Below are 21,457 nucleotides of genomic sequence, written 5' to 3'. Positions count from 1 at the left end.
AATCTGGCGAAAAACGAAAAGGGCGCCCCGAGGGGCGCCCTTTCCCGTCGCATCATGGCGGCGGCTCAGTGATGGGCCGTGCTGCCGGTGCCATCGCGGCCTTCGAGCGCACGGGCGGCGGCGGCGGCCTCTTCGGCCTCCTCGTCCCACTCGATCGGCTCGGGCTGGCGCACCAGCGCGTGCTTGAGCACCTCGGACACGTGGGTCACGGGGATGATCTCCAGCCCCTGCTTCACCACGTCGGGGATCTCGGCGAGATCCTTCTCGTTCTCCTCCGGGATCAGCACCGTCTTGATGCCGCCCCGAAGCGCGGCGAGCAGCTTTTCCTTCAGACCGCCGATCGGCATGGCGTTGCCGCGCAAGCTCACCTCGCCGGTCATGGCGATGTCCTTGCGGATCGGAATCCCGGTCAGCACCGACACGATCGAGGTCACCATGGCGAGACCGGCCGAGGGCCCGTCCTTCGGGGTCGCCCCGTCCGGGACGTGGACGTGGATGTCCATCCGGTCGAAGCGCGGCGGTTTCACCCCGATCTGCGGGCTGATCGAGCGCACGTAGCTCGACGCCGCGTCGATCGATTCCTTCATCACGTCGCCGAGCTTGCCGGTGGTCTTCATCCGGCCCTTGCCCGGCAGCTTGAGCGCCTCGATGTGCAGCAGGTCGCCGCCCACCGATGTCCAGGCCAGACCCGTGACGACGCCGACCTGGTCCTCCTTCTCGGCCAGCCCGTAGCGGAACTGCTTCACGCCGAGAAAGTCGTCGAGATTCGCAGGCGTCACCTCGACCGAGGTAACCTCCTTGCGGACGATCTTGGTCACCGCCTTGCGGGCGATCTTCGACAGCTCGCGCTCGAGGTTCCGCACGCCGGCTTCGCGGGTATAGGTGCGCACCATCTCGGTGAGCGCCGCGTCGTCGATCGCGAACTCCTTGTCCTTCAGCCCGTGGTTCTTGAGAACCTTGGGCAGCAGGTGCTGGCGCGCGATCTCGCGCTTTTCTTCCTCGGTGTAGCCCGCGAGGCTGATGATCTCCATCCGGTCCAGAAGCGGCCCCGGCATGTTGTAGGAGTTCGCCGTGGTCAGGAACATCACGTTCGACAGGTCGTATTCGACCTCGAGGTAATGATCGACGAAGGTGCCGTTCTGCTCGGGATCGAGCACCTCGAGCATCGCGCTCGCCGGATCGCCGCGGAAGTCCTGCCCCATCTTGTCGATCTCGTCGAGCAGGATCAGCGGGTTCGAGGTCTTGGCCTTCTTCAGCGCCTGGATGATCTTGCCCGGCATGGAGCCGATATAGGTCCGGCGGTGACCGCGGATCTCGGACTCGTCCCGCACGCCGCCAAGGCTGATGCGGATGAACTCGCGCCCCGTCGATTTCGCGACCGATTTGCCGAGCGAGGTCTTGCCGACGCCCGGCGGGCCGACGAGGCACATGATCGGCCCCTTCAGCTTCTTCGAGCGCTGCTGCACGGCGAGGTATTCGACGATCCGCTCCTTGACCTTCTCGAGGCCGAAATGGTCGTCGTCGAGCACCTTCTGGGCGTGGCCGAGATCCTTTTTCGTGCGCGAGGGCGCGTTCCACGGGATCGAGAGCAGCCAGTCGAGATAGTTGCGCACGACCGTGGCTTCGGCGGACATCGGGCTCATGTTCTTGAGCTTCTTGAGCTCGGCCTGCGCCTTTTCGCGCGCCTCGTCCGAAAGCTTGGTCTCCTCGATGCGCTTTTCGAGCTCGGCGACCTCGCCTTCGCCCTCCTCGCCGTCGCCCAGCTCCTTCTGAATGGCCTTCATCTGCTCATTCAGGTAATATTCGCGCTGGGTCTTCTCCATCTGGCTCTTGACGCGGGTCTTGATCTTCTTCTCGACCTGCAGCACCGACATCTCGCCCTGCATCAGGCCATAGACCTTCTCCAGCCGCTCGCCGATGTCGAGCGTCTCCAAGAGATCCTGCTTTTGCTTCACGTCGATGCCGAGATGACCGGCGACGAGGTCGGCCAGCTTGTCGGGATCGCTCGCCTCGGTGACGGCCGAAAGCGCCTCCTCGGGGATGTTCTTGCGGATCTTCGAATAGCGCTCGAATTCCTGCGCGACGCTCTGCACCAGCGCGGCGACGATGTCGCGGTCGCCGGGCGTCTCGGTCAGGTATTCGGCGCGGGCCTCGAAGAAGCTGTCATTGTCGACGAACTCGGTGATGCGCACCCGCGTCTTGCCTTCGACCAGCACCTTCACGGTGCCGTCGGGCAGCTTCAGAAGCTGCAGCACGTTCGCCAGCACGCCGGCCTTGTAGATGCCCTCCGAGCTCGGCTCGTCGACGCCGGGATCGACCTGGCTCGACAGCAGGATCTGCTTGTCATCGGCCATGACCTCTTCCAGCGCGCGCACCGATTTCTCGCGGCCCACGAAGAGCGGCACGATCATGTGCGGGAACACCACGATGTCGCGCAGAGGCAGCACCGGGTAGGAGGGGCTGAGGGACTCTTGCATGCTCTTTGTATCCTTGTTCTTGGCAAGACGGTCTGACCCCGCTGTGCGGCAGCCTTGTGACCGTCTCCTGTCCGGGGTGTTACTTGGGTGAACCGACCGGCCAGTTCAAGCGCGTGTCGCGCGGCTCTCGCGGCAATGTGCCCGGCGGAGCGGGGGCGGGCAAGGCGCGATGCCCCGCCCGCCCGGTGATCGGTCAGGCGGCTTTTTGCTGTTCGAGCGTCGGATAATCGAGATAGCCCTCGACGCCGCCGCCGTAATAGGTCGACTGGTCGCCCTCGTTCAGCTCGGCGTCGATCTCCAGCCTCCGCGCCAGATCGGGGTTGGCGATATAGGGCCGCCCGAAGGCCACGAAATCGGCCTGCCCGCTGTTCGTGACGCGGATCGCGCTGTCGCGCCCATAGCCGGCATTGGCGATGTAGGCGCCGTCGAACAGCTCGCGCAGCTGCGCGGTCTTGTGCCCGAGATCCTGGTCGAGATCGCCCTGCGTGCCCGGCTCCACCATGTGGACATAGGCGATGCCGCGCCGGCTCAGCTCGGGGATGAGATAGCCATAGACCGACATCGGGTCGCTGTCGCTCAGCCCGGCCACCTCGATCAGCGGCGACAGGCGGATGCCGGTGCGCCCGGCGCCATAGACCTCGACCACCGCGTCGACCACCTCGAGGATCAGCCGCGCGCGGTTCTCGGGGCTGCCGCCATAGGCGTCGTCGCGCTTGTTGGCGCCGTCGCGGATGAACTGGTCGAGCAAATAGCCGTTGGCGGCGTGGATCTCGACCATGTCGAAGCCCGCCTCGCGCGCGTTCTGCGCCGCGCGGCGGTAATCCTCCACGAGCCGCGGCATTTCGCCGGTCTCCAGAGCGCGCGGTTCGGACACGTCGACGAAGCCCTCTTCGGTCACGGTCTGCGCCTCGGCCTTGATCGCCGAGGGCGCGACCGGTTTCTGGCCGTTTTCCTGCAGCGAGACATGGCTGATCCGGCCCACATGCCACAGCTGCAGGGCGATCTTGCCGCCCTCGCCATGCACGGCGTCCACGACCCGCTTCCAACCGTCGATCTGTTCGCGGCTGTAGATGCCGGGGGTCTGGATATAGCCCTTGCCCTCGGGGGTGATCTGCGTGGCCTCGGTGATGATGAGCCCCGCGCCCGCGCGCTGGCGGTAATATTCGACATGGATGTCGTAGGGCGCGTCGCCCTCGCGGCTGGCGCGGTTGCGGGTCAGCGGCGCCATCAGGACGCGGTTCTTCAGCTCGACGTCGCCCAGCGTGCCGGGGGTGAACAGCTTGTCGGTCATTCTCGGATCCTCGTGAAAAGGTTGGACCCGAGCTATGCCGTCGCTGCAGCGCCGCAAGACGGAGGCTTCGCGCGGATTGCTGTGCGTCCGCGCACCACAGGCGGAGGAACCGGCGACGATGGCCCGCCGGCATCCCCTTTCACCATTCAAAAAATACGCAAATCCCGTCCCTGCCCTAGAGCCGCTCGATATCCCCCTCGGCGCGCCGGGCGTGAAACCGCGCCTCGAAGCCTTCGAAATCGTGATCCGCGATGGCATCGCGCATCCCGCCCATCAGCTCCTGGTAGTAATGCAGATTGTGCCATGTCAGCAGCATGCCCGCGATCATCTCTTGGCTGCGCACGACATGGTGCAGATAGGCGCGGCTGTAGTTGCGGCAGGCCGGGCAGGTGCAGTCTTCATCCAGGGGACGCGGATCGTCGGCATGGCGGGCATTGCGCAAATTGACCTGCCCGCGCCGGGTCCAGGCCTGCCCCGTCCGCCCCGATCGCGACGGCAGCACGCAATCCATCATGTCGATGCCGCGCTTGACGGCGCCGACGATGTCGTCGGGCTTGCCCACCCCCATGAGATAGCGCGGCTTGTCTTCGGGCAGTTGGCCGGGCGCGTAATCGAGACAGCCGAACATCGCCTCCTGCCCCTCGCCCACCGCGAGCCCGCCCACGGCGTAGCCCTCAAAGCCGATCTCGCGCAGCTTCTCGGCGCTCTCCTCGCGCAGATCCGGCTCCAGACCGCCCTGCTGGATGCCGAACAGCGCGTGGCCGGGCCGGTCGCCAAAGGCGTCGCGGCTGCGCTGCGCCCAGCGCATCGACAACCGCATCGACTCCGCGATCCGCTCGCGATCCGCCGGAAGCGCCGGGCATTCGTCGAAGGCCATGACGATGTCGGAGCCCAGAAGCTTCTGGATCTCCATCGAGCGTTCGGGCGTGATCTCGTGCTTGGAGCCGTCGATATGGCTCTTGAAGGTGACGCCGCGCTCGGTGAGCTTGCGCAGGGACGCCAGGCTCATCACCTGGAATCCACCCGAATCCGTGAGGATCGGCCGATCCCAGTTCATGAACCTGTGCAGCCCCCCGAGCCGGTCGATCCGTTCGGCCGTCGGGCGCAGCATCAGATGATAGGTGTTGCCCAGAAGGATGTCGGCGCCGGTCTGGCGCACGCTGTCGGGCATCATCGCCTTGACGGTGGCGGCGGTGCCGACCGGCATGAAGGCGGGGGTGCGGATCTCGCCGCGCGGGGTCGAGATGACCCCGGTGCGGGCGGCGCCATCGGTGGCGTTCAGGGAAAAGGAAAAGCTCATGGTCCGGCGATAGCGCCCAACGCGGCGCCGCGCAATCGGCATGGCTTGACGGGGGCCTATCATATCGATAATTCCAGATTCATGGAACAGACAGACGCCATCACGGCCCTCGCCGCCCTCGCCCAGCCTTCGCGGCTCGATGCCTTCCGGCTTCTGGTCAAGGCGGGGCCTTCGGGGCTTGCCGCGGGCGAGATCGCCGAGGCGCTTGGCGCGCGGCAGAACACCATGTCGGCCAACCTGTCGGTGCTGCACGGCGCCGGGCTGGTCGACAGCCGCCGCGAAGGCCGCTCCATCCGCTATTTCGCGCGGATGGAGTGCGTCGGCGCGCTGGTGGATTTCCTCGTCGAGGATTGCTGCGGCGGCCAGCCCGAGCTGTGCCGCCCCGGAGCGGAAGCATGAGCCTCGCGCGCCGTCTGTTCGCCGAAGCGCTGGGCACCGGCCTGCTGGTCTGCGCGGTGGTCGGCTCGGGGATCATGGCCGAAAGCCTGACCGACGACGTGGCGCTGGCGCTCTTGGGCAACACGCTGCCCACCGGGGCGATCCTCGTGGTGCTGATCACCTGTCTCGGGCCGATCTCGGGCGCGCATTTCAACCCCGCCGTGACGCTGGCCTTCGCGGTGCGCCGACAGGCGCCGTGGAGCGAGGTCGCGCCCTATATCCTCGCGCAGGTGGCGGGCGGCATCGCGGGGGCGCTGCTGGCGCACGGGATGTTCGACCTGCCGGTATTGCAGACCGCGACCAGGATCCGCACCGGCGGGCCGCAATGGCTTGCGGAAATCGTGGCGACCTTCGGCCTCGTCTTCACCATCCTTGCCGGGGTCCGGCAGGCGCCCGCCGCGGTGCCGTGGCTGGTGGGGCTCTACATCACCGCCGCCTACTGGTTCACCGCCTCGACCAGCTTTGCCAACCCCGCCGTCGCCATCGCGCGCAGCTTCACCGACACCTTTTCCGGCATCCGGCCCTTCGACCTGCCCGGCTTCGTCGTGGCGCAGCTGGCGGGCGCGATGATCGGCGTGGCGGTGGCGGGCTGGCTCTTTGCCCCGAACGCCCGACAGGAGACCTCCGCATGAGCATCGTCATCCATCACAACCCCGATTGCGGCACCTCGCGCAACGTGCTCGACCTGATCCGCGCCTCGGGCACGGAGCCGGTCGTGATCGAATATCTCGACACCGGCTGGACGAAACCGCAGCTTCTCGCCCTGTTCGCCGCCGCCGGTCTCAGCCCGCGGGCGGCGCTCAGGACCTCGAAGTCGCCCGCGGCCGAGCTTGGGCTGCTGGACGAGAGCGTCGGCGACGACGCGCTGCTCGACGCCATGGTCGCGCATCCGGTGCTGGTGAACCGGCCCATCGTCGCGAGCCCCAAGGGGGTGCGGCTGTGCCGCCCGTCCGAAACCGTGCTCGACCTGCTCGACGCGCTGCCGCCCGGCCCGCTTTTCAAGGAAGACGGGACGCCGGTGATCGACGCCGACGGGCGCCGCGTCGGCTGAGCGCTTCGGGGCCCGGGCGGCGGCTCCGGCCGCAACGGGCGGATTTGCGTATTTGGAGAATGGTGAAATGGAACACGGCGCGCCCATGATCCATGCGCCGCGCATCCGGGGGGCGCGATCCCCTTTCACCATTCCCCAAATACGCAGATCCCGCCACCAGCCACCATGCGCGACATCCCGTCCCGCCGCGCCGCCCTTTACCCCGTGCCCCTCTTTTCCTATATGATCGCTCAGGTATCGGCGCCGCCAAAGCGCGCCCCGCTCCAGCCCAAGGACAGCCCATGCCCGACACCCAACTCGAAGGCACGCCGCTGATCGCGCCCTCCACGACCGACCACGCGCTCTACGACCAGATCGTCGAGGCCTGCCGCTCGGTCTACGATCCCGAGATCCCGGTGAACATCTATGATCTCGGCCTGATCTACACGATCCATATCGACGAGGAGAGCGCGGTCGACATCAAGATGTCGCTGACCGCGCCGGGGTGCCCCGTCGCCGGCGAAATGCCGGGCTGGGTCGCCGACGCGGTGGGTGCCGTGCCAGGCGTCAAGCAGGTCGACGTCGCGCTGGTCTGGGAGCCGCAATGGGGCATGGAGATGATGTCCGACGAGGCGCGGCTCGAACTGGGCTTCATGTAAGCGCGGCGACGTTTGCAACGGACTGACATGGGGCGCCTTCGGGCGCCCTTTTTCGTGACCGTGACAGGCGTGCGGCGCGGTACGGGCCCGCACATCGCATGCGATGTCAGGGAACCCCGACCGCCCCGGCCTGTTGCCTTCGCATGTTGAACACGCCGATTGCCCCGTGGCGCCTGATCGCCGTCGCCCTGATCTGGCTCGTCACGGCCTGCGGTGCCGCAGCGCAGGACGGATCGGGCTATTTCGAGATCGAAACCCTGAACGAGGGGCTCGGCGCTCCGCCGGACGGTCTCGATCGCGCCACGCCGCAATCCTCCATGGAGGCGCTGCTCGATCTCATGGCGGCGGGAGAGCGCGCGGCGGCGGCGCATCTGCTCGACCTGTCGGACATTCCGCCCGAGGAGCAGGAAAAACGCGGCCCCCGCCTTGCCGCGGATCTCGTTCAGGTGCTCGACCGCAAGGCGGTGATCAACTGGTCCGAGCTTCTCGAACGCCCGGACTCGCTCGAGGCGCGCGGCAGCAGCGACAACCCGGTGGCGGGCCAGGCACAGCGTTCGATCCTGATCGATCTCGTCGATCTTCCGGGCCGGCCCGTGGCGATCCGCCTGAACCGGCTCAAGCCAGCCGATGGCGACCCGGTCTGGGTGTTTTCGCGGCAGACCGTGGCCAACATCCCGGAAATGCACGCGCTCTACGGGCCAAGCTGGCTCGAGGAAGAGCTTCCCGGCAGCTGGCGCGCCGAGGTGGCCTGGGGGCTGATGTGGTGGGAACTGGCCGGGCTGCCGATCATGTTCGCGCTGGCCGGTCTCGCCGGCTGGCTCACCGGGCAGGCGCAGGCGGCGGTCGCGCATCTGGTGCGCTCGCGCTCGCTCACCGATATCCTGCGCGCCACCCGCATGCCGATCATCCTCGCGGTGATGACCGGGGCGGTGATGCTGATCACCGATGCCATCTTCGTCTTCTCGGGCCGGATCGACACGGTGCTGACGCCGCTGATCGCGGTGGGGTTCACCGCAGCCGCCGTGATCTTCGTGCTGAACGGCGTCGACGCGGTGCTCAACCGCATCGTGCCCTTCGACGACGACCAGCTGTTCGACGCCAGCATGGAAAACCGCCGCAACCTCGCCACCCGTCTCGCCGCCGGGCGGCGCATCCTGATCGTGCTGATCACGCTGATCGGCGGCGGCATCGTTCTGGCCGAGGCCAACCTGACCGGCGCGCTCGGCATTTCCTTCCTCGCCTCGGCGGGGGCGCTGACGCTGCTGTTGGGCTTTGCCGCGCGGCACATCCTCGGCAACATCCTGTCGAGCCTGCAGATCGCGATGAACCGCTCGGCCAAGATCGGCGACACGGTGCTTTACCGCGATTACTGGTGCAACGTGGAGCGGATCAACTTCACCTATGTCCAGCTTCGAAGCTGGACCGGCGCGCGGATCGTGGTGCCGGTGTCGGAATTCGTGGCCGAACCGTTCGAGAACTGGACCATGCGCGAGCCCTCGATCATCCGCAAGGTCGAGATCCGGCTGGCGCATGACGCCGATGTCGAGGCGCTGCGCATCGCCTTCTACGAGTTCGTCGATTCAGGCGAGATCGAGGGCCTGGGCGAGCGCGACAGCCACATGGTGCTGACCACCGGGCATGACGTGTTCGGCAAGACCGTCACCTTCTGCACCGCCTGCGCCGATGCCAACGGCTCGTGGACCACCTCCTGCGCGATGCGCGAAAAGCTGCTGGAGCGGATGGCCGAGCTGGAAGGCCAGGGACGTTCGATGTTCCCGCAGGCCACCCCGGCAGAGAGCGCCTGAGCCCGGCTTGAGACGCGCGCCCCCTGCCCTTATGTAGAAGGCGAGCCCAAACAGGAGGCACGCATGTTCTCGATTCCCGGCAAGCAGGCCGTCAGCATTTCCCCCGCCGCCGCGAAGCAGATCGCCCGGCTGATGGAAAAGGGCGGCCATGCGGGGCTGCGCATCGGTCTCAAGAAAGGCGGCTGCGCGGGCATGGAATACACCATGGATTACGTCGATGCCGCCGATCCCAATGACGAGACGGTCGAGCAGGACGGCGCGCGGGTGATGATCGCGCCGATGGCGCAGATGTTCCTGTTCGGCACCGAGATCGACTATGAAACCTCGCTGCTCGAAAGCGGCTTCAAGTTCCGCAACCCGAATGTCGAGGACGCCTGCGGCTGCGGCGAATCGATCAAGTTCAAGGATGTGAACGAGCTGGCCGCGGAGCGCGGGATCGGCTGAGACCGCCCGCCGCATGGCATTCGAGGGGGCCGGTTCCGCGAGGGGCCGGCCCCTCGGCTTTTGCCCAAACGGCAATTGGTCTACACAGGCGCAACTCTTCACACAGGAAAGGACGGCACATGGGTCGCAAACTGGTCGCGGGAAACTGGAAGATGAACGGCACCAACGCCGATCTCAAGGAGATCGAGGCGCTGGGCATCGCGTGGGCGGCACCCCGCGTCGACATCGTGGTCTGCCCGCCCGCGACGCTGGTTTCGCGCATGGCCTTCTCGCTCGGCGGCCAGCCGATCCGCGTCGGCGGGCAGGATTGCCACGCCACCGAAAGCGGCGCCCATACCGGCGACATCTCGGCCGAGATGCTCAAGGATGCGGGCGCGCGCTACGTGATCACCGGCCATTCCGAGCGCCGCGCCGATCACGGCGAGACCGACGACATGGTCCGCGCCAAGACCGAGGCCGCGCACAAGGCCGGTCTCACCGCGATCGTCTGCCTTGGCGAAAGCCTCGCGCAGCGCGAGGCGGGCGAGACGCTCGACGTGGTGGCGGGCCAGCTCGCCGCCTCCCTGCCCGATGGCGCCACCGCCGCCAACACCGTCGTCGCCTACGAGCCGATCTGGGCGATCGGCACCGGCAAGGTGCCCTCGACCGCGCAGATCGGCGAGGTGCACGGCGCGCTGCGCGCCAGGCTGGCCGAGCGCTTCGGCGAGGACGGGAACGGCATCCGCCTGCTCTATGGCGGTTCGGTCAAGCCCGACAACGCCGCCGAGATCTTTGCCGTCGAGAATGTCGACGGCGCGCTGGTCGGCGGGGCGAGCCTGAAATCCACCGATTTCTCGCCGATCATCTCGGCGCTCGAATCCACCGTCTGACACGGTTTTGCCGGACATGAAAAAGGGCGCCCCGCGGGGCGCCCTTTCGCGTTCCTGGTGGCCGGGACGTCAGTTGACGATGATCTCCGGCCCCATCGTGGCGTTGGGCAGCGCGGTGGAGATCCACGGCACGTAGGTCACGATCAACAGGAACACCGCGAGCACCGCGAGGAACGGCAGCGCCGCGCGCACCACGCCCATCACCGACATCCCCGCCACGCCCGAGGTGACGAAGAGGTTGAGGCCGACGGGCGGCGTGATCATGCCGATCTCCATGTTGACGACCATGATGATGCCGAGATGGATCGGGTCGATCCCCAGCTCGATCGCGATCGGGAACACGAGCGGCGCCACGATCACCAGAAGCCCCGAGGGCTCCATGAACTGGCCGCCGATCAGCAGGATCACGTTGACCACGATCAGGAAGGTGATCGGGCCGAGACCGGCGCCCAAGAGCGCCTCGGCGATGTGCTGCGGGATCTGTTCGTCGGTCAGCACGTGCTTGAGGATCAGCGCGTTGGCGATGATGAACATCAGCACGATGGTCAGCTTGCCGGCCTCGAACAGCGTCTTGCGCGTGTCGCGGTGCACGAAGCCCGTCACCAGCGCCCATGGCGCGCGGTAGAGCGGCGTCGGGCGGTCGCCCTCGGCCTTCGCTGCCAGCGGCCCCATGTCGCGATAGACGAAGGTGGCCACGAGAAAGGCATAGACGGCGGCGACGGCGGCGGCCTCGGTCGGGGTGAAGGCGCCCGGCGCCCAGACGATCGGAAAGCCGCCCGAGAAATCGACCCACGGATGGCCATAGATGCCGCCCATGATGATCGCGATCAGGAACAGGCCCCAGAAGGCCTCGCGGAAGCTGGCCCAGATTTCGCCCCAGCCGAGCCAGTCGCCCGCGGGCATGTCCTTGATCCGCGCCATCACGTAGATGGTGATCATCAGCATCACGCCCGCGAGGATGCCGGGGATGACACCGGCGAGGAACATCCGGCCCACCGACACGTCGGTGGCCGAGGCATAGACCACCATCACGATCGAGGGCGGGATCAGGATGCCCAGCGTGCCGGCGTTGCAGATCACGCCCGCGGCGAATTCGCGGGTATAGCCCACCTGCCGCATCGCCGCGATGACGATGGAGCCGATCGCGACCACGGTGGCCGGAGAGGAGCCCGAAAGGGCGGCGAACATCATGCAGGCCAGCACGCCCGCGATGGCGAGCCCGCCCTTGAAATGGCCGACGCAGGCGATGGCAAAACGGATGATCCGCTGCGCCACGCCGCCCGTCGACATGAAGGAGGAGGCGAGGATGAAGAAGGGAATGGCCAAGAGCGAGGGATGCCCTGCCATGGCTTGATAGAGCGACTGCGCGATCGAGGCGAGCGAGGTTTCGGAGAACACGAGCTGGAAGACGATCGAGGACAGGCCCAGCGCGATGGCGATCGGCACGCCGATCAGCAACAGCCCGACGATCATCAGGAAGAGGATTGCGACTTCCATGGGTCAGGAGATCTCCCGGTTGATATGCGCGGCGTCGGCCACCGCGTCCTCGGCTTCGTGGCTGACGATCAGGCTCTCGGCTTCGCCCTTCCAGATGCGGATCGTGGCCTGGATCAGGCGAAACAGGATCAGCGCGGCCGAGATCGGCAGGATCAGGTAGGGGATCACGCGCGGCATCTTGGAATAGCGCTCGTCGTAGTTGATCCAGCCTTCGAGAAAGCGCAGCCAGTCGAACATCGGGATCTGGTCGGTCTCGAAATAGGACGTGGTGCGGGCCGCCGTGTCGAACCCGGTGGGCAGCCAGATGCCGGTGGTCTTGGGCAGGTCGGCAAAGGGCGCCCAGTAATCCCACGCGCCCTTCAAAAGCAGCACGCCGTAAGCGAGCGAGGCGGCGCAGGCGATCAGCGCCACGACCCGCCGGCCGCGGGCGGGCAGCAGGTTGATGACCGCGTCCACGCCCAGATGCGCGGTGATCTTGAAGCCGTAGGCGATGCCGAACAGCACCAGCCAGGCGAACAGGATCAGCACGGTCTCGAGGCTCCAGATGATCGAGCTGTTGAAGCCGTAGCGCATGATGACATTGGTGCAGGTCAAAAGCGTCATCGCCCCGAGCAGGAAGGCGATCATGCCCTCCTCGAACTCCTCGACGATGCGCCCCAGGCGCCCCCTGCCGGGCGTGGTGTGGACGGCGTTCATCCCCTCTCTCCCCTCAATTTGCGGCGTGTTGCGGGCCCCGGACATGCAAGGGGCCGGGCCGCGCGGCGGCGGCCCGGCCCCCTGCTTTCCATGACCGGTGCTTACTGGCCGGCGCTCTGGGCCGCCTCGATCATGTCGGCGCCGACCTCGTCCTCGAACTGCGCCCAGACCGGCTTCATGGTCTCGACCCAGGCCGCGCGCTGCTCGTCCGACAGCTCGCGGATCTCGCCGCCCGCGTCGAGGATCGCCTGCCGCGCCTCGGCATCGACCTGCGTGACGGCGGCGTTGCGCTCGGCGGTCACTTCCTCGGTGATGGTCACGAGCTGGTCGCGCACCGCCGGGTCGAGGCTGTCGAGAAAGTCGACGCTCGCCACGACCATGTAGTCGAGCACGCCGTGGTTGGTCTCGGTGATGCCGTCCTGCACCTCGAAGAACTTCTGGCCATAGATGTTGGACCAGGTGTTCTCCTGCCCGTCGACGACGCCGGTCTGCAGCGCGCCGTAGACTTCGGCAAAGGCCATCGGCTGCGGGCTGGCGCCGAGCGCCTCCATCTGCGCCACGAGCACGTCGGAGGGCTGCACGCGGAACTTCAGCCCCTCGGCATCGCCCGGCTCCAGAAGCGGCGTGTTGGCCGACATCTGCTTCATGCCGTTGTGCCAGAAGCCCAGGCCCTGCACGCCGCGGCGCTGCATCTTGTCGAGCATCGCGAGGCCCTCCTCGGAGGCCTGGAACGCGTCGACGGCGGCGATGTCGTCGAACAGGAACGGCAGGTCGAACAGGCGGTAGGCCTTGGTGATGCTCTCGAACAGCGACAGCGAGGGCGCGGCCATCTGCACGTCGCCGCGCAGCATCGCCTCGATCACCTGCTCGTCGGTGTAAAGCGTGGAGTTCGGGAAGACCTCCATGCACATCGTGCCGTCCATCTCCTCGTTGACGCGGGTCTTGAGAAGCTCGGCGGCGATGCCCTTGGGGTGCTTGTCGGTGTTGGTGACATGGCTGAACTTGACCACGGTCTCACCCGCGTCACAGCCCATCGGGTCGGCCTGCGCGGCCTGCGCGGCGATCGACAGGGCGGCGGCGGTGGCGGCGAGGGAAAGGTATTTCATGTGTCTCCTCCCATGAGACTGTCGTTGCGTCGTGACGACAAGACAGCCGGGATCTTCGCCGCTCAAGCCGGAAACCGCGCATCCGCAAAGGATCCGGAAAGCGACCGAAAAACAGGCGGTTGAAAGCCGGTCTTTGCACGGGATCGGCGGGGTGCCCCGCCTTGATGCGCGACAATCCGCACAACGGCAGGGGGTGAATGTGTGGAAATCCACACACTCAATCGCGGCGGTAATCCTCGGGGCGCAGATCGTGGCGGGCCAGCTTGTCGTAAAAGGTCTTGCGCGGCAGCTTCAGCGCCTCGGCCGTCCGGGTGGCGTGGCCGGCATGGCGGCGCAGCGCCTCGATCAGAAGCGACCGCTCGACGCGGGCGAGCTGCTCGGTCAGGCCCGGCGCGCCCGCATCCTGCTGCGGCGCGTCGAGACCGGGGTCGAGCCCCATCGCCACCCGCATCGCCACCGAGGTCAACGCGCGGGCATTGCCGGGCCAGTCGCGCGCCATCAGCCGGGCGAGCAGCTCGGGCCCGATCTCGGGCATTGGCAGGTTGGCCTGTTCGCAGGCCTGCGCGACGTAATGGCGAAACAGCACCGGGATGTCGTCGGGCCGCTCGCGCAGCGCCGGGATCGTGACCCGCATCAGGTCGAGCCGCCAGTAGAGTTCGGGGTTGAGCCGCCCCGCCTCGGCCTCGGCGCCCGGATCGCGGGTGCTGCCGCCGATCACGCGCGGGCGCGCGCCGCCCCCCTCCAGCCGGTCGAGCAGCGCGTATTGCGTGCCCGGCGGCAGCGCCGTGATCTCGTCGAGATAAAGCGTGCCGCCCTCCGCCTCCTCGAACGCCGCCCGAAGCGCCGCCTCGTCGAGCCCGGCGCCCGCGCGTTTGACGAAAGGCGCGCGGGCCGAGGCCGACATGAGATGGATCACCTCGGCCACCTTGGAGGTGCCGGAGCCGGGCGGGCCGCAGACCAGCGCCTCGGCCGAGGCGCGGGCGATGGCGCGCACCCGCTCGCGCATCGCCTCGGCCTGCGCCGAGCGGCCCACCAGCATCCGCCGCGCCGCATCCCCCGCCACGCTGGCGGCGCGGGCGCGCCGCGCCGCCAGCACCTCGGCGCGCAGGCCCAGCGCCCGCTTCACCGCCGCGACCAGCTCCGCCGGGGCGCAGGGCTTTTCGAGAAAGGCATGCGCGCCGCGCTCCATCGCCCGCACCGCCATCGGAATGTCGCCCTCGCCGGTGAGCAGGATCACCGGCAGATCGGGATCGACCTCGCGCGCCCGCTCCAGAAGATGGAACCCGTCGCGTCCGGGCATGCGGATATCGGTGACGACGACGCCGTCGAAATCCGGCGCGATGTGATCCTTGGCCGCGACATAGGAGCCCGCGAGGATCGGGTCGAGATCCGCCAGCTCCAGCGTCTGTCCCAGCGCCTCGCGCACGGCGCGGTCGTCATCCACCAGCAGAACCCTGATCGTCATGCCGCCTCGCTCGCCTGCGCGAGATCGAGCTCCACCGTGAACTCGGCCCCGCCCTCTTCGTGGTTGCGGCCCCGTATCGCGCCGCCAAAGCTCTGCACCAGCCCGTAGGAGATCGACAGGCCGAGGCCCATCCCCTCCGAGGCGCCGACCTCCTTGGTGGTGTAGAACGGATCGAAGATCCGGTCCGGCGCGCCGATCCCCGGCCCGCTGTCGCGCACCGTGAGCCGCGCCCGCCCGCCTTCGCGGGTGATCGACAGCGCCAGCCGCTTCTCTGCGCGGCCCTCCATCGCGTCGATCGCGTTGCCGACGAGGTTGAGCACCACCTGCTGAAGCCGCACCTCGCCGCCGCGCACGATCACCGGCGGGCGCGGCGCGGTCCACATGATCTCCACCTCGGCCTGACGGGCGCGGGCGGCGGCCATCTCCAGCGCCGCGTCGACCGCCGCGCCGAGATCGACATCGACCACCGCCTCGCTTTCCTGACGGGCAAAGGCGCGCAGGTTGCGGATGATCCGTCCCATGCGGCGCGCCAGCTCCGAGATGCGCTCGAGGTTGCGGCCCGCCGCCTGCGCGTTGCCGCGCTCCAGAAAGGTGCCCGCATTCTCGGCGAAACTGCGGATCGCCATCAGCGGCTGGTTCAGCTCGTGACTGATGCCCGCCGACATCTGGCCCAGCGCCGACAGCTTGCCCGCCTGCACCAGATCGGCCTGCGCCTGCCGGAGCCTTGACTCGGCGGCGGCGCGCTCGGCCACCTCGCGCTGCAGGTTGGCATTGACCGCCTGCAGCGCCACGGTGCGTTGCGCCACCCGCTCCTCCAGCCGCGCATTGGCGCGCGCCAGCGTGCGCCGCCGGATCGTGGCGAGAAACAGCATCGCCCCGAAGGCGAGACAGAGTGCTGCGGCGGCAGCGGCCTGCAACAGCGCGATGCGCCGCGCCGGCGCGGTGTCGAGCAGCGCCTCCCCGGTCAGCCCGATCACCGGCAAGGGCTGCGTCAGGTGCAGGCCGCGCTCGGGCAGATAGGGCCCCGCCCGCATGCGCCAGACCTCGTGGCCCGCCACGCGCGCACGCGACACCCGCCCCAGATCGGCGCGCCCGACAAGCTCGGAGCGGTTCGACACGAAGACCCGGCCCGCCGGGTCGGTGAAGAACAGCGCCGGGCGGTCGCCGCGCCAGCCCGCCTCGATCGCCTCGATGTCGGTGACCACCACCACCGCGCCCGCGACCGGCCCGGCTTCGGAAAAGATCGGGGCGGCGAACAAAAAGACCCGGCGCCCGTAGCGGCGGCTCGACAGATGCGCAACGCCCAGCGCCCCGTCCATCGCCCGTTCGAACCACGCCATGCCCGCATGGCCGCGCGGCGCCGCGCGCCCCGCCCCGGCGATCTCGCGGCCGCGCGTGTCAAGGAGCACGATGTCGAGCGCGCCTGTCACGTCGGCGGTGCGGCGCAACAGCGCCCCGGCCCGGCCCTTGTCATCGCCGGGTTGCGGCGCGAGATCGGGATGGCGCGCGGTCAGCACCGCCAGCTGGCGGTAGCGTTGCAGCTCCCCGGTGAGCCGGTCGGAGGCGAGCGCCAGATCGGCGGTGCCGCGGCGCGACATTTCGGCCAGCGCGGCGCGAAACCCCCAATGCTGCACCGCCAGCGCCAGCGCCGCCACCAGCGCCAGAAACCCGATCGCCCGCAAGGCGCGCCTGATCCGCGAAGCATTCATCGGCGCATCATATCGCCTGCGCGCTTGCCAAGACCAGTGCCACGCGCCACGCTGATCTTCATGCAGGAATTGACCCAATCACCCACCGATCCCGATTTCGTCCAGGACCCCTACCCGTTCTACGACCGCGCCCGCGCCGCCGGGCCGCTGTTTCGCTGGGCCGATTACGGCATGGCCTGCGCCAGCTCGCATCAGGCGGTGTCCCTGATCCTGCGCGACCGGCGCATGGGCCGCCAGGCGCCGGTCGGACGCGCCCCCGACATTCCCCAGCATCTCGCCGCCTTCTACGCCTGCGAGGCGCATTCCATGCTGGAGCTGGAGCCGCCCGCCCATACCCGCCTGCGCAAGCTGGTGCTGCACGCCTTCACCTCGCGCCGCATCGACGCGCTCGCGCCGGGGATCGAGGATCTGTGCCACCGGCTGATCGACGGCTTTCCGCGCGGGCCCTTCGACCTGATCGACAGCTATGCCAAGCTGGTGCCGGTGATCGTCATCGCGCGGCTGATGGGGCTGCCCGAAAGCCGGGTCGACGAGCTGCTCGCCTGGTCCAACGCCATGGTCGGCATGTACCAGGCCGGTCGCAGCCGGACAAAGGAAGACGCCGCCGAAATGGCGACGCAGGCCTTTTGCGATTTTCTCGCCGTCTACATCGCCGAAAAGCGCCGCAACCCCGCCGACGACCTGATCTCGGAGCTGATCGCCGCCGAAGAACAGGGCGACAGGCTGAGCACGGACGAGCTGGTCTCGACCTGCATCCTGCTGCTCAACGCGGGCCACGAGGCGACGGTGCACGGGCTCGGCAACGCGGTGAAGACGTTGCTGGAGCACGATCACCGCGAAATCGACGCGGCCTGCGTCGACGAGCTTTTGCGGATCGACCCGCCGCTGCACATGTTCACCCGCTGGGTCTATGAGGATCTGGAGATCTTCGGCCAGCGTTTCGCGCGCGGCGACAGGATCGGCTGCCTTCTGGGCGCGGCCAATCGCGACCCCGCCGTCTATCCCGACCCGGATCGTTTCGATCCCGGCCGGGGCGGTCCCGCGCATCTGGCCTTCGGCGCGGGCATCCATTTCTGCGTCGGCGCGCCGCTCGCGCGGCTGGAAATGCGGATCGCGCTGTCATCGCTGATGCGCCATTGCCCGGACCTCGCGCTCGCCGAGACGCCGCGCTATGCCGATCTCTACCATTTCCACGGTCTGGAGCGGCTGATGGTGCGCGCCTTCTAGCGCCGCCGCCTTTCCGCGCCGTCAGGGCGGCAGGCTTGGCGCGCTCTTTCAGAGCGGCAGGCTTAGTGCGCTCTTTCAGAGCGGCAGGGCCACCGTCGACTTGATCTCCTCCATCGACAAGAGCGCCGTGACGCTCTGCACCCGCACCTCGGCGATCAACGCCTGGTAAAAGGCGTCATAGGCGCGCGCGTTGCGCACCCGTACCTTCAGGATGTAGTCGATATCCCCCGCCAGCCGGTGCGCCTCCTGCACCTCGGGCCGGTCGCGCAGCGTGGCGAGAAACTTGGCCTGCCAATCGGCCTCGTGGGCCGATGTGCGGATCAGCACGAAGAAACACGCCTCGAAGCCCAGCGCCTCGGCGTCGAGCACCACGGTCTGCGGCCCGATGATGCCGCGCTCGCGCATCTTGCGGATCCGGTTCCATACCGGCGTCTTGGACGATCCCACCGATTTGGCGATTTCGTCGAGCGACCGCCCGGCATCGCGCTGCAACTCGATCAGGATCTTCCGGTCGATCTCGTCGGGCTGGAACGACATTCGTGGCTCTCCTCGATATTGGAACGCATGTCCGCCCAGGCGAGCATGACGGAACACACATTCCTTATCTGCCCGGCCCGGTGGCCAAAAGCAAGACATTCGTCCTATATCAGGGCCAATACACAGGACGGAGATCGCGCCATGCCCCGCAAGTTCACGCCCAAGGTCGTGACCGCCAACCGCCTTCTCGAAGGCGATGCCGTCTGGCTGACCGCCGACGGGCGCTGGACCCCGGACATGCGCGAGGCCGAGCTTCTCGACGAGGAAGCCCATGCCGAGCTGCGGCTCTTGGCGGCACAGGCCCAGGCCGACATCGTCGTCGGCCCCTATCTCGCCGATGCCGTGCCGGGTGCCGACGGCCCCGAGCCCACGCATTTCCGCGAAACCTTCCGCACCCGCGGTCCGTCGAACTACGCCCACGGCAAGCAGGTGGAGCTCTGAACATGTACCACTACAACGACTTCGACCGCGCCTTCGTGCAAGAGCGCGTCAACCAGTTCCGCGGCCAGGTGGAGCGCCGGATCGACGGCTCGCTCACCGAGGAGGAGTTCCGTCCGCTGCGGCTAATGAACGGACTGTACCTGCAGCTTCACGCCTACATGCTGCGCGTGGCGATCCCTTACGGCACGCTGCGCTCGGACCAGATGCGCACGCTGGCGCTTCTGGCCGAGAAATGGGATCGCGGCTACGGCCACTTCACCACCCGCCAGAACATCCAGTACAACTGGCCCGCCCTGCGCGACGTGCCGGACATGCTGCAGGCGCTGGCCGATGTCGGGCTGCACGCGATCCAGACCTCGGGCAACACGATCCGCAACGTGACCGCCGACCACTTCGCCGGGGCCGCGCAGGACGAGATCGCCGATCCGCGCCCCGTCGCCGAACTCTTGCGCCAGTGGTCGACCGACCACCCGGAATTCCAGTTCCTGCCGCGCAAGTTCAAGATCGCCGTGACCGGCGCCAGCGCCGACCGCGCGGTGATCCAGGCGCATGACATCGGCATCCAGATCGTCGAGAACGCCGCGGGCGAGATCGGCTACAAGGTTCTGGTCGGCGGCGGCCTCGGCCGGACCCCGATGATCGGCAAGGTGATCGAGGACTTCGTCAGCCAGGAAGACCTGCTGCCCTATTGCGAGGCCATCGTCGCCGCCTACAACCTGCTGGGCCGGCGCGACAACAAGTACAAGGCGCGGCTCAAGATCACCGTGTTCGAAAACGGTCTCGACGGTTTCCGAGCGGCGGTGAACGAACAGTTCACCCGCACCAAGCCCGCCTTCTCGGGCGTGGACGTGAAGCTGTTCGAAGAGATCCGCGCCCAGTTCGCCCCGCCCGCCTTCCGCGCGGCCCCGACCGACGCCTATGACGCGGCCTATGCCGCCGACCCGCTGTTCCGCAGCTGGGCCGACACCAACCTCACCGCGCACCGCGCCCAAGGCTATGCCATCGTCAGCGTGTCGCTCAAGAAGCCGGGCCAGACGCCGGGCGACGCCACCGCCGAACAGATGCGGGTGCTGGCCGATCTGGCCGAAGCCTATGGCCATGACGAGCTGCGCATCAGCCACGAGCAGAACGTGATCCTGCCGCATGTCCACAAGGACGACCTGCCGGCGCTGCATGCCGCCCTGCGCAAGCACGATCTCGCGGCGGCCAATATCGGGCTGGTCTCGGACATCATCGCCTGCCCCGGCATGGATTACTGCGCGCTGGCGACGGCCCGCTCGATCCCGGTCGCGCAGCAGATCGCGCTGCGCTTCGAGGAGCTGAAGCTCGAACACGATGTCGGCCCGCTCAAGATCAAGATCTCGGGCTGCATCAACGCCTGCGGCCATCACCATGTCGGCCATATCGGCATCCTCGGGCTCGATCGCGCCGGCGTCGAGAACTACCAGGTGACGCTGGGTGGCTCGGGCGACGAGACGGCGAGCATCGGCGAGCGCGCCGGTCCCGGCTTCTCGGCGGACGAGATCGTGCCCGCGATCGAGCGGCTGGTGCTGGGCTATCTCGACCTGCGCGCAGGCCCCGAGGAGACCTTCCTCGACGCCTATCGCCGCCTCGGGCCCGCGCCGTTCAAATCCGTGCTCTACCCCGAGCAGGCGGCGAAACCGGAGCGGGCCGATGCTGCATGACACACCGCACCGCATCGACGAGACCGTCCGTGACCTGAACGCCCGCTACCGCCACCACGGCGCGACCGCCATTCTCGAAAAGGCGCTGGCCGAGCACGCGCTCGGCCGGATCGCCATGGTCAGCTCCTTCGGCGCGGAATCGGTGGTGCTGTTGCACCTCGTCTCGGTGATCGACCGCACCACCCCGGTGCTGTTCATCGACACCGAGATGCTGTTCGCCGAAACCCTGACCTACCAGATGGAGCTTGCCGAGCGGCTGAACCTCAAGGACGTGCGCACCATCCGCGCCCGGCCCGAGGCGCTGGCCGAGCACGACCCCGACGGCGTGCTGCACAAATCGAACACCGACCTGTGCTGCGCGATCCGCAAGACCGAGCCGCTGCAACGCGCGCTGTCGGGCTTCGACAGCTGGATCACCGGGCGCAAGCGCTACCAGGGCAAGACCCGCGCCGCCCTCGATTTCTTCGAGAACGAGGACGACCTGCGGGTCAAGATCAACCCGCTGGCCCACTGGACCAGCACCGACCTGCAGGACTATATCGCCGAGAACCGCCTGCCGCGGCACCCGCTGGTGGCGCAGGGCTACCCCTCGATCGGCTGCGCGCCCTGCACCAGCAAGGTCGCGCCCGGCGAAGACCCCCGCGCCGGACGCTGGCGCGACAGCGACAAGGAAGAATGCGGCATCCATTTCGTGAACGGAAAGATGGTGCGCGGCAAACCCGCCGAGGCCTGAAACCGACACGCCGGACCTGCGTATTTTTCGGAGTGATGAACAGGGGCG

At 67.8% G+C, this 21,457-nt stretch carries 20 protein-coding genes; 11 read left to right on the top strand and 9 right to left on the bottom strand.

The annotated features are described in order from the left end of the window. Positions 1–65: 65 nt before the first annotated feature. The 3 genes from lon to tgt all read right to left on the bottom strand — a co-directional run bounded on the left by lon (position 66) and on the right by tgt (position 5,068). On the bottom strand, positions 66–2,477 hold the full coding sequence (lon, locus tag LOKHON_RS05830; protein ID WP_017928325.1) for an endopeptidase La: 2,412 nt from the start codon (positions 2,475–2,477) through the stop codon (positions 66–68). 193 nt (positions 2,478–2,670) lie between these two features. Next, a complete protein-coding gene (locus LOKHON_RS05825) occupies positions 2,671–3,768 on the bottom strand; it encodes an alkene reductase (protein WP_017928324.1) in 1,098 nt (365 codons plus the stop codon). Between the two features lie 175 nt (positions 3,769–3,943). Beyond that, entirely contained in the window at positions 3,944–5,068 is a 1,125-nt protein-coding gene (gene tgt, locus LOKHON_RS05820; RefSeq protein ID WP_026147456.1) for a tRNA guanosine(34) transglycosylase Tgt, read from the bottom strand. An 81-nt stretch (positions 5,069–5,149) separates the two neighbouring features. On the opposite strand from tgt, the gene LOKHON_RS05815 reads away from it, so the two are divergent. The 7 genes from LOKHON_RS05815 (at position 5,150) to tpiA (ending at position 10,313) form a co-directional block, all read left to right on the top strand. Then, a complete protein-coding gene (locus LOKHON_RS05815) occupies positions 5,150–5,467 on the top strand; it encodes an ArsR/SmtB family transcription factor (protein ID WP_017928322.1) in 318 nt (105 codons plus the stop codon). Next, complete coding sequence (locus LOKHON_RS05810; RefSeq protein WP_017928321.1) at positions 5,464–6,138, top strand: MIP/aquaporin family protein; 675 nt, start codon at positions 5,464–5,466, stop codon at positions 6,136–6,138. The genes LOKHON_RS05815 and LOKHON_RS05810 overlap by 4 nt, the downstream gene beginning before the upstream one ends. Then, entirely contained in the window at positions 6,135–6,557 is a 423-nt protein-coding gene (arsC, locus tag LOKHON_RS05805; RefSeq protein ID WP_017928320.1) for an arsenate reductase (glutaredoxin), read from the top strand. Before LOKHON_RS05810 ends, arsC begins: the two co-directional genes overlap by 4 nt. A 281-nt stretch (positions 6,558–6,838) precedes the next feature. Next, positions 6,839–7,195 carry an SUF system Fe-S cluster assembly protein gene (locus tag LOKHON_RS05800; protein ID WP_017928319.1) on the top strand — a complete coding sequence of 119 codons (357 nt, stop codon included), beginning with the start codon at positions 6,839–6,841 and terminating at the stop codon, positions 7,193–7,195. A 143-nt stretch (positions 7,196–7,338) separates the two neighbouring features. Beyond that, on the top strand, positions 7,339–9,000 hold the full coding sequence (locus tag LOKHON_RS05795; RefSeq protein ID WP_017928318.1) for a mechanosensitive ion channel family protein: 1,662 nt from the start codon (positions 7,339–7,341) through the stop codon (positions 8,998–9,000). Between the two features lie 63 nt (positions 9,001–9,063). Continuing rightward, positions 9,064–9,444, top strand: a complete 381-nt coding sequence (locus LOKHON_RS05790) for a HesB/IscA family protein (RefSeq protein WP_017928317.1) — start codon at positions 9,064–9,066, stop codon at positions 9,442–9,444. Positions 9,445–9,563: 119 nt separating this feature from the next. After that, the gene (tpiA, locus tag LOKHON_RS05785) at positions 9,564–10,313 is read left to right on the top strand and encodes a triose-phosphate isomerase (protein WP_017928316.1); all 750 of its coding nucleotides are present in this window, start codon (positions 9,564–9,566) and stop codon (positions 10,311–10,313) included. A gap of 69 nt (positions 10,314–10,382) precedes the next feature. On the opposite strand, the gene LOKHON_RS05780 is transcribed toward tpiA, so the two are convergent. The 5 genes from LOKHON_RS05780 to LOKHON_RS05760 all read right to left on the bottom strand — a co-directional run bounded on the left by LOKHON_RS05780 (position 10,383) and on the right by LOKHON_RS05760 (position 16,786). Beyond that, positions 10,383–11,810, bottom strand: coding sequence for a TRAP transporter large permease (locus LOKHON_RS05780; RefSeq protein ID WP_017928315.1), 1,428 nt, complete (start codon positions 11,808–11,810; stop codon positions 10,383–10,385). Positions 11,811–11,813: 3 nt separating this feature from the next. Beyond that, positions 11,814–12,506: a TRAP transporter small permease gene (locus LOKHON_RS05775; RefSeq protein ID WP_017928314.1), complete on the bottom strand. Its 693-nt coding sequence runs from the start codon at positions 12,504–12,506 to the stop codon at positions 11,814–11,816. 101 nt (positions 12,507–12,607) lie between these two features. Beyond that, complete coding sequence (locus tag LOKHON_RS05770) at positions 12,608–13,612, bottom strand: DctP family TRAP transporter solute-binding subunit (protein ID WP_017928313.1); 1,005 nt, start codon at positions 13,610–13,612, stop codon at positions 12,608–12,610. A gap of 217 nt (positions 13,613–13,829) precedes the next feature. Then, a complete protein-coding gene (locus LOKHON_RS05765; RefSeq protein WP_017928312.1) occupies positions 13,830–15,077 on the bottom strand; it encodes a sigma-54-dependent transcriptional regulator in 1,248 nt (415 codons plus the stop codon). Further along, positions 15,074–16,786 (bottom strand): ATP-binding protein, encoded by a 1,713-nt coding sequence (locus LOKHON_RS05760; RefSeq protein WP_017928311.1) that lies wholly within the window; start codon positions 16,784–16,786, stop codon positions 15,074–15,076. Before LOKHON_RS05760 ends, LOKHON_RS05765 begins: the two co-directional genes overlap by 4 nt. 60 nt (positions 16,787–16,846) lie before the next feature. Between LOKHON_RS05760 and LOKHON_RS05755 the strand changes: the two genes are divergently transcribed. After that, positions 16,847–18,013, top strand: a complete 1,167-nt coding sequence (locus LOKHON_RS05755; protein WP_033315518.1) for a cytochrome P450 — start codon at positions 16,847–16,849, stop codon at positions 18,011–18,013. A 75-nt stretch (positions 18,014–18,088) separates the two neighbouring features. Here LOKHON_RS05755 and LOKHON_RS05750 read toward each other — a convergent pair whose 3' ends face one another. Then, a complete protein-coding gene (locus LOKHON_RS05750; protein ID WP_017928309.1) occupies positions 18,089–18,550 on the bottom strand; it encodes an Lrp/AsnC family transcriptional regulator in 462 nt (153 codons plus the stop codon). Positions 18,551–18,691: 141 nt separating this feature from the next. Between LOKHON_RS05750 and LOKHON_RS05745 the strand changes: the two genes are divergently transcribed. Genes LOKHON_RS05745 through LOKHON_RS05735 form a run of 3 tightly spaced genes read left to right on the top strand, consistent with a single transcriptional unit; the run spans position 18,692 to position 21,409 of the window. Further along, positions 18,692–18,991, top strand: a complete 300-nt coding sequence (locus tag LOKHON_RS05745) for a DUF2849 domain-containing protein (protein ID WP_017928308.1) — start codon at positions 18,692–18,694, stop codon at positions 18,989–18,991. Positions 18,992–18,993: 2 nt separating this feature from the next. Continuing rightward, the gene (locus LOKHON_RS05740) at positions 18,994–20,676 is read left to right on the top strand and encodes a nitrite/sulfite reductase (protein ID WP_017928307.1); all 1,683 of its coding nucleotides are present in this window, start codon (positions 18,994–18,996) and stop codon (positions 20,674–20,676) included. Then, positions 20,666–21,409, top strand: coding sequence for a phosphoadenylyl-sulfate reductase (locus LOKHON_RS05735; RefSeq protein ID WP_017928306.1), 744 nt, complete (start codon positions 20,666–20,668; stop codon positions 21,407–21,409). The genes LOKHON_RS05740 and LOKHON_RS05735 overlap by 11 nt, the downstream gene beginning before the upstream one ends. The last annotated feature ends 48 nt before the right edge of the window (positions 21,410–21,457 follow it).

The sequence above is a fragment of the Limimaricola hongkongensis DSM 17492 genome (assembly GCF_000600975.2).
Classification (GTDB): domain Bacteria; phylum Pseudomonadota; class Alphaproteobacteria; order Rhodobacterales; family Rhodobacteraceae; genus Limimaricola; species Limimaricola hongkongensis.
Note: the sequence above shows the minus strand (reverse complement) of the source record. Positions and strands in the feature narration are given on the sequence as shown.

Bases quoted from the DNA above. Each gene is read 5' to 3' on its own strand.
- lon (WP_017928325.1), bottom strand. From the start codon at position 2,477: ATGCAAGAGTCCCTCAGCCCCTCCTACCCGGTGCTGCCTCTGCGCGAC.
- LOKHON_RS05825 (WP_017928324.1), bottom strand. From the start codon at position 3,768: ATGACCGACAAGCTGTTCACCCCCGGCACGCTGGGCGACGTCGAGCTG.
- tgt (WP_026147456.1), bottom strand. From the start codon at position 5,068: ATGAGCTTTTCCTTTTCCCTGAACGCCACCGATGGCGCCGCCCGCACC.
- LOKHON_RS05815 (WP_017928322.1), top strand. From the start codon at position 5,150: ATGGAACAGACAGACGCCATCACGGCCCTCGCCGCCCTCGCCCAGCCT.
- LOKHON_RS05810 (WP_017928321.1), top strand. From the start codon at position 5,464: ATGAGCCTCGCGCGCCGTCTGTTCGCCGAAGCGCTGGGCACCGGCCTG.
- arsC (WP_017928320.1), top strand. From the start codon at position 6,135: ATGAGCATCGTCATCCATCACAACCCCGATTGCGGCACCTCGCGCAAC.
- LOKHON_RS05800 (WP_017928319.1), top strand. From the start codon at position 6,839: ATGCCCGACACCCAACTCGAAGGCACGCCGCTGATCGCGCCCTCCACG.
- LOKHON_RS05795 (WP_017928318.1), top strand. From the start codon at position 7,339: ATGTTGAACACGCCGATTGCCCCGTGGCGCCTGATCGCCGTCGCCCTG.
- LOKHON_RS05790 (WP_017928317.1), top strand. From the start codon at position 9,064: ATGTTCTCGATTCCCGGCAAGCAGGCCGTCAGCATTTCCCCCGCCGCC.
- tpiA (WP_017928316.1), top strand. From the start codon at position 9,564: ATGGGTCGCAAACTGGTCGCGGGAAACTGGAAGATGAACGGCACCAAC.
- LOKHON_RS05780 (WP_017928315.1), bottom strand. From the start codon at position 11,810: ATGGAAGTCGCAATCCTCTTCCTGATGATCGTCGGGCTGTTGCTGATC.
- LOKHON_RS05775 (WP_017928314.1), bottom strand. From the start codon at position 12,506: ATGAACGCCGTCCACACCACGCCCGGCAGGGGGCGCCTGGGGCGCATC.
- LOKHON_RS05770 (WP_017928313.1), bottom strand. From the start codon at position 13,612: ATGAAATACCTTTCCCTCGCCGCCACCGCCGCCGCCCTGTCGATCGCC.
- LOKHON_RS05765 (WP_017928312.1), bottom strand. From the start codon at position 15,077: ATGACGATCAGGGTTCTGCTGGTGGATGACGACCGCGCCGTGCGCGAG.
- LOKHON_RS05760 (WP_017928311.1), bottom strand. From the start codon at position 16,786: ATGAATGCTTCGCGGATCAGGCGCGCCTTGCGGGCGATCGGGTTTCTG.
- LOKHON_RS05755 (WP_033315518.1), top strand. From the start codon at position 16,847: ATGCAGGAATTGACCCAATCACCCACCGATCCCGATTTCGTCCAGGAC.
- LOKHON_RS05750 (WP_017928309.1), bottom strand. From the start codon at position 18,550: ATGTCGTTCCAGCCCGACGAGATCGACCGGAAGATCCTGATCGAGTTG.
- LOKHON_RS05745 (WP_017928308.1), top strand. From the start codon at position 18,692: ATGCCCCGCAAGTTCACGCCCAAGGTCGTGACCGCCAACCGCCTTCTC.
- LOKHON_RS05740 (WP_017928307.1), top strand. From the start codon at position 18,994: ATGTACCACTACAACGACTTCGACCGCGCCTTCGTGCAAGAGCGCGTC.
- LOKHON_RS05735 (WP_017928306.1), top strand. From the start codon at position 20,666: ATGCTGCATGACACACCGCACCGCATCGACGAGACCGTCCGTGACCTG.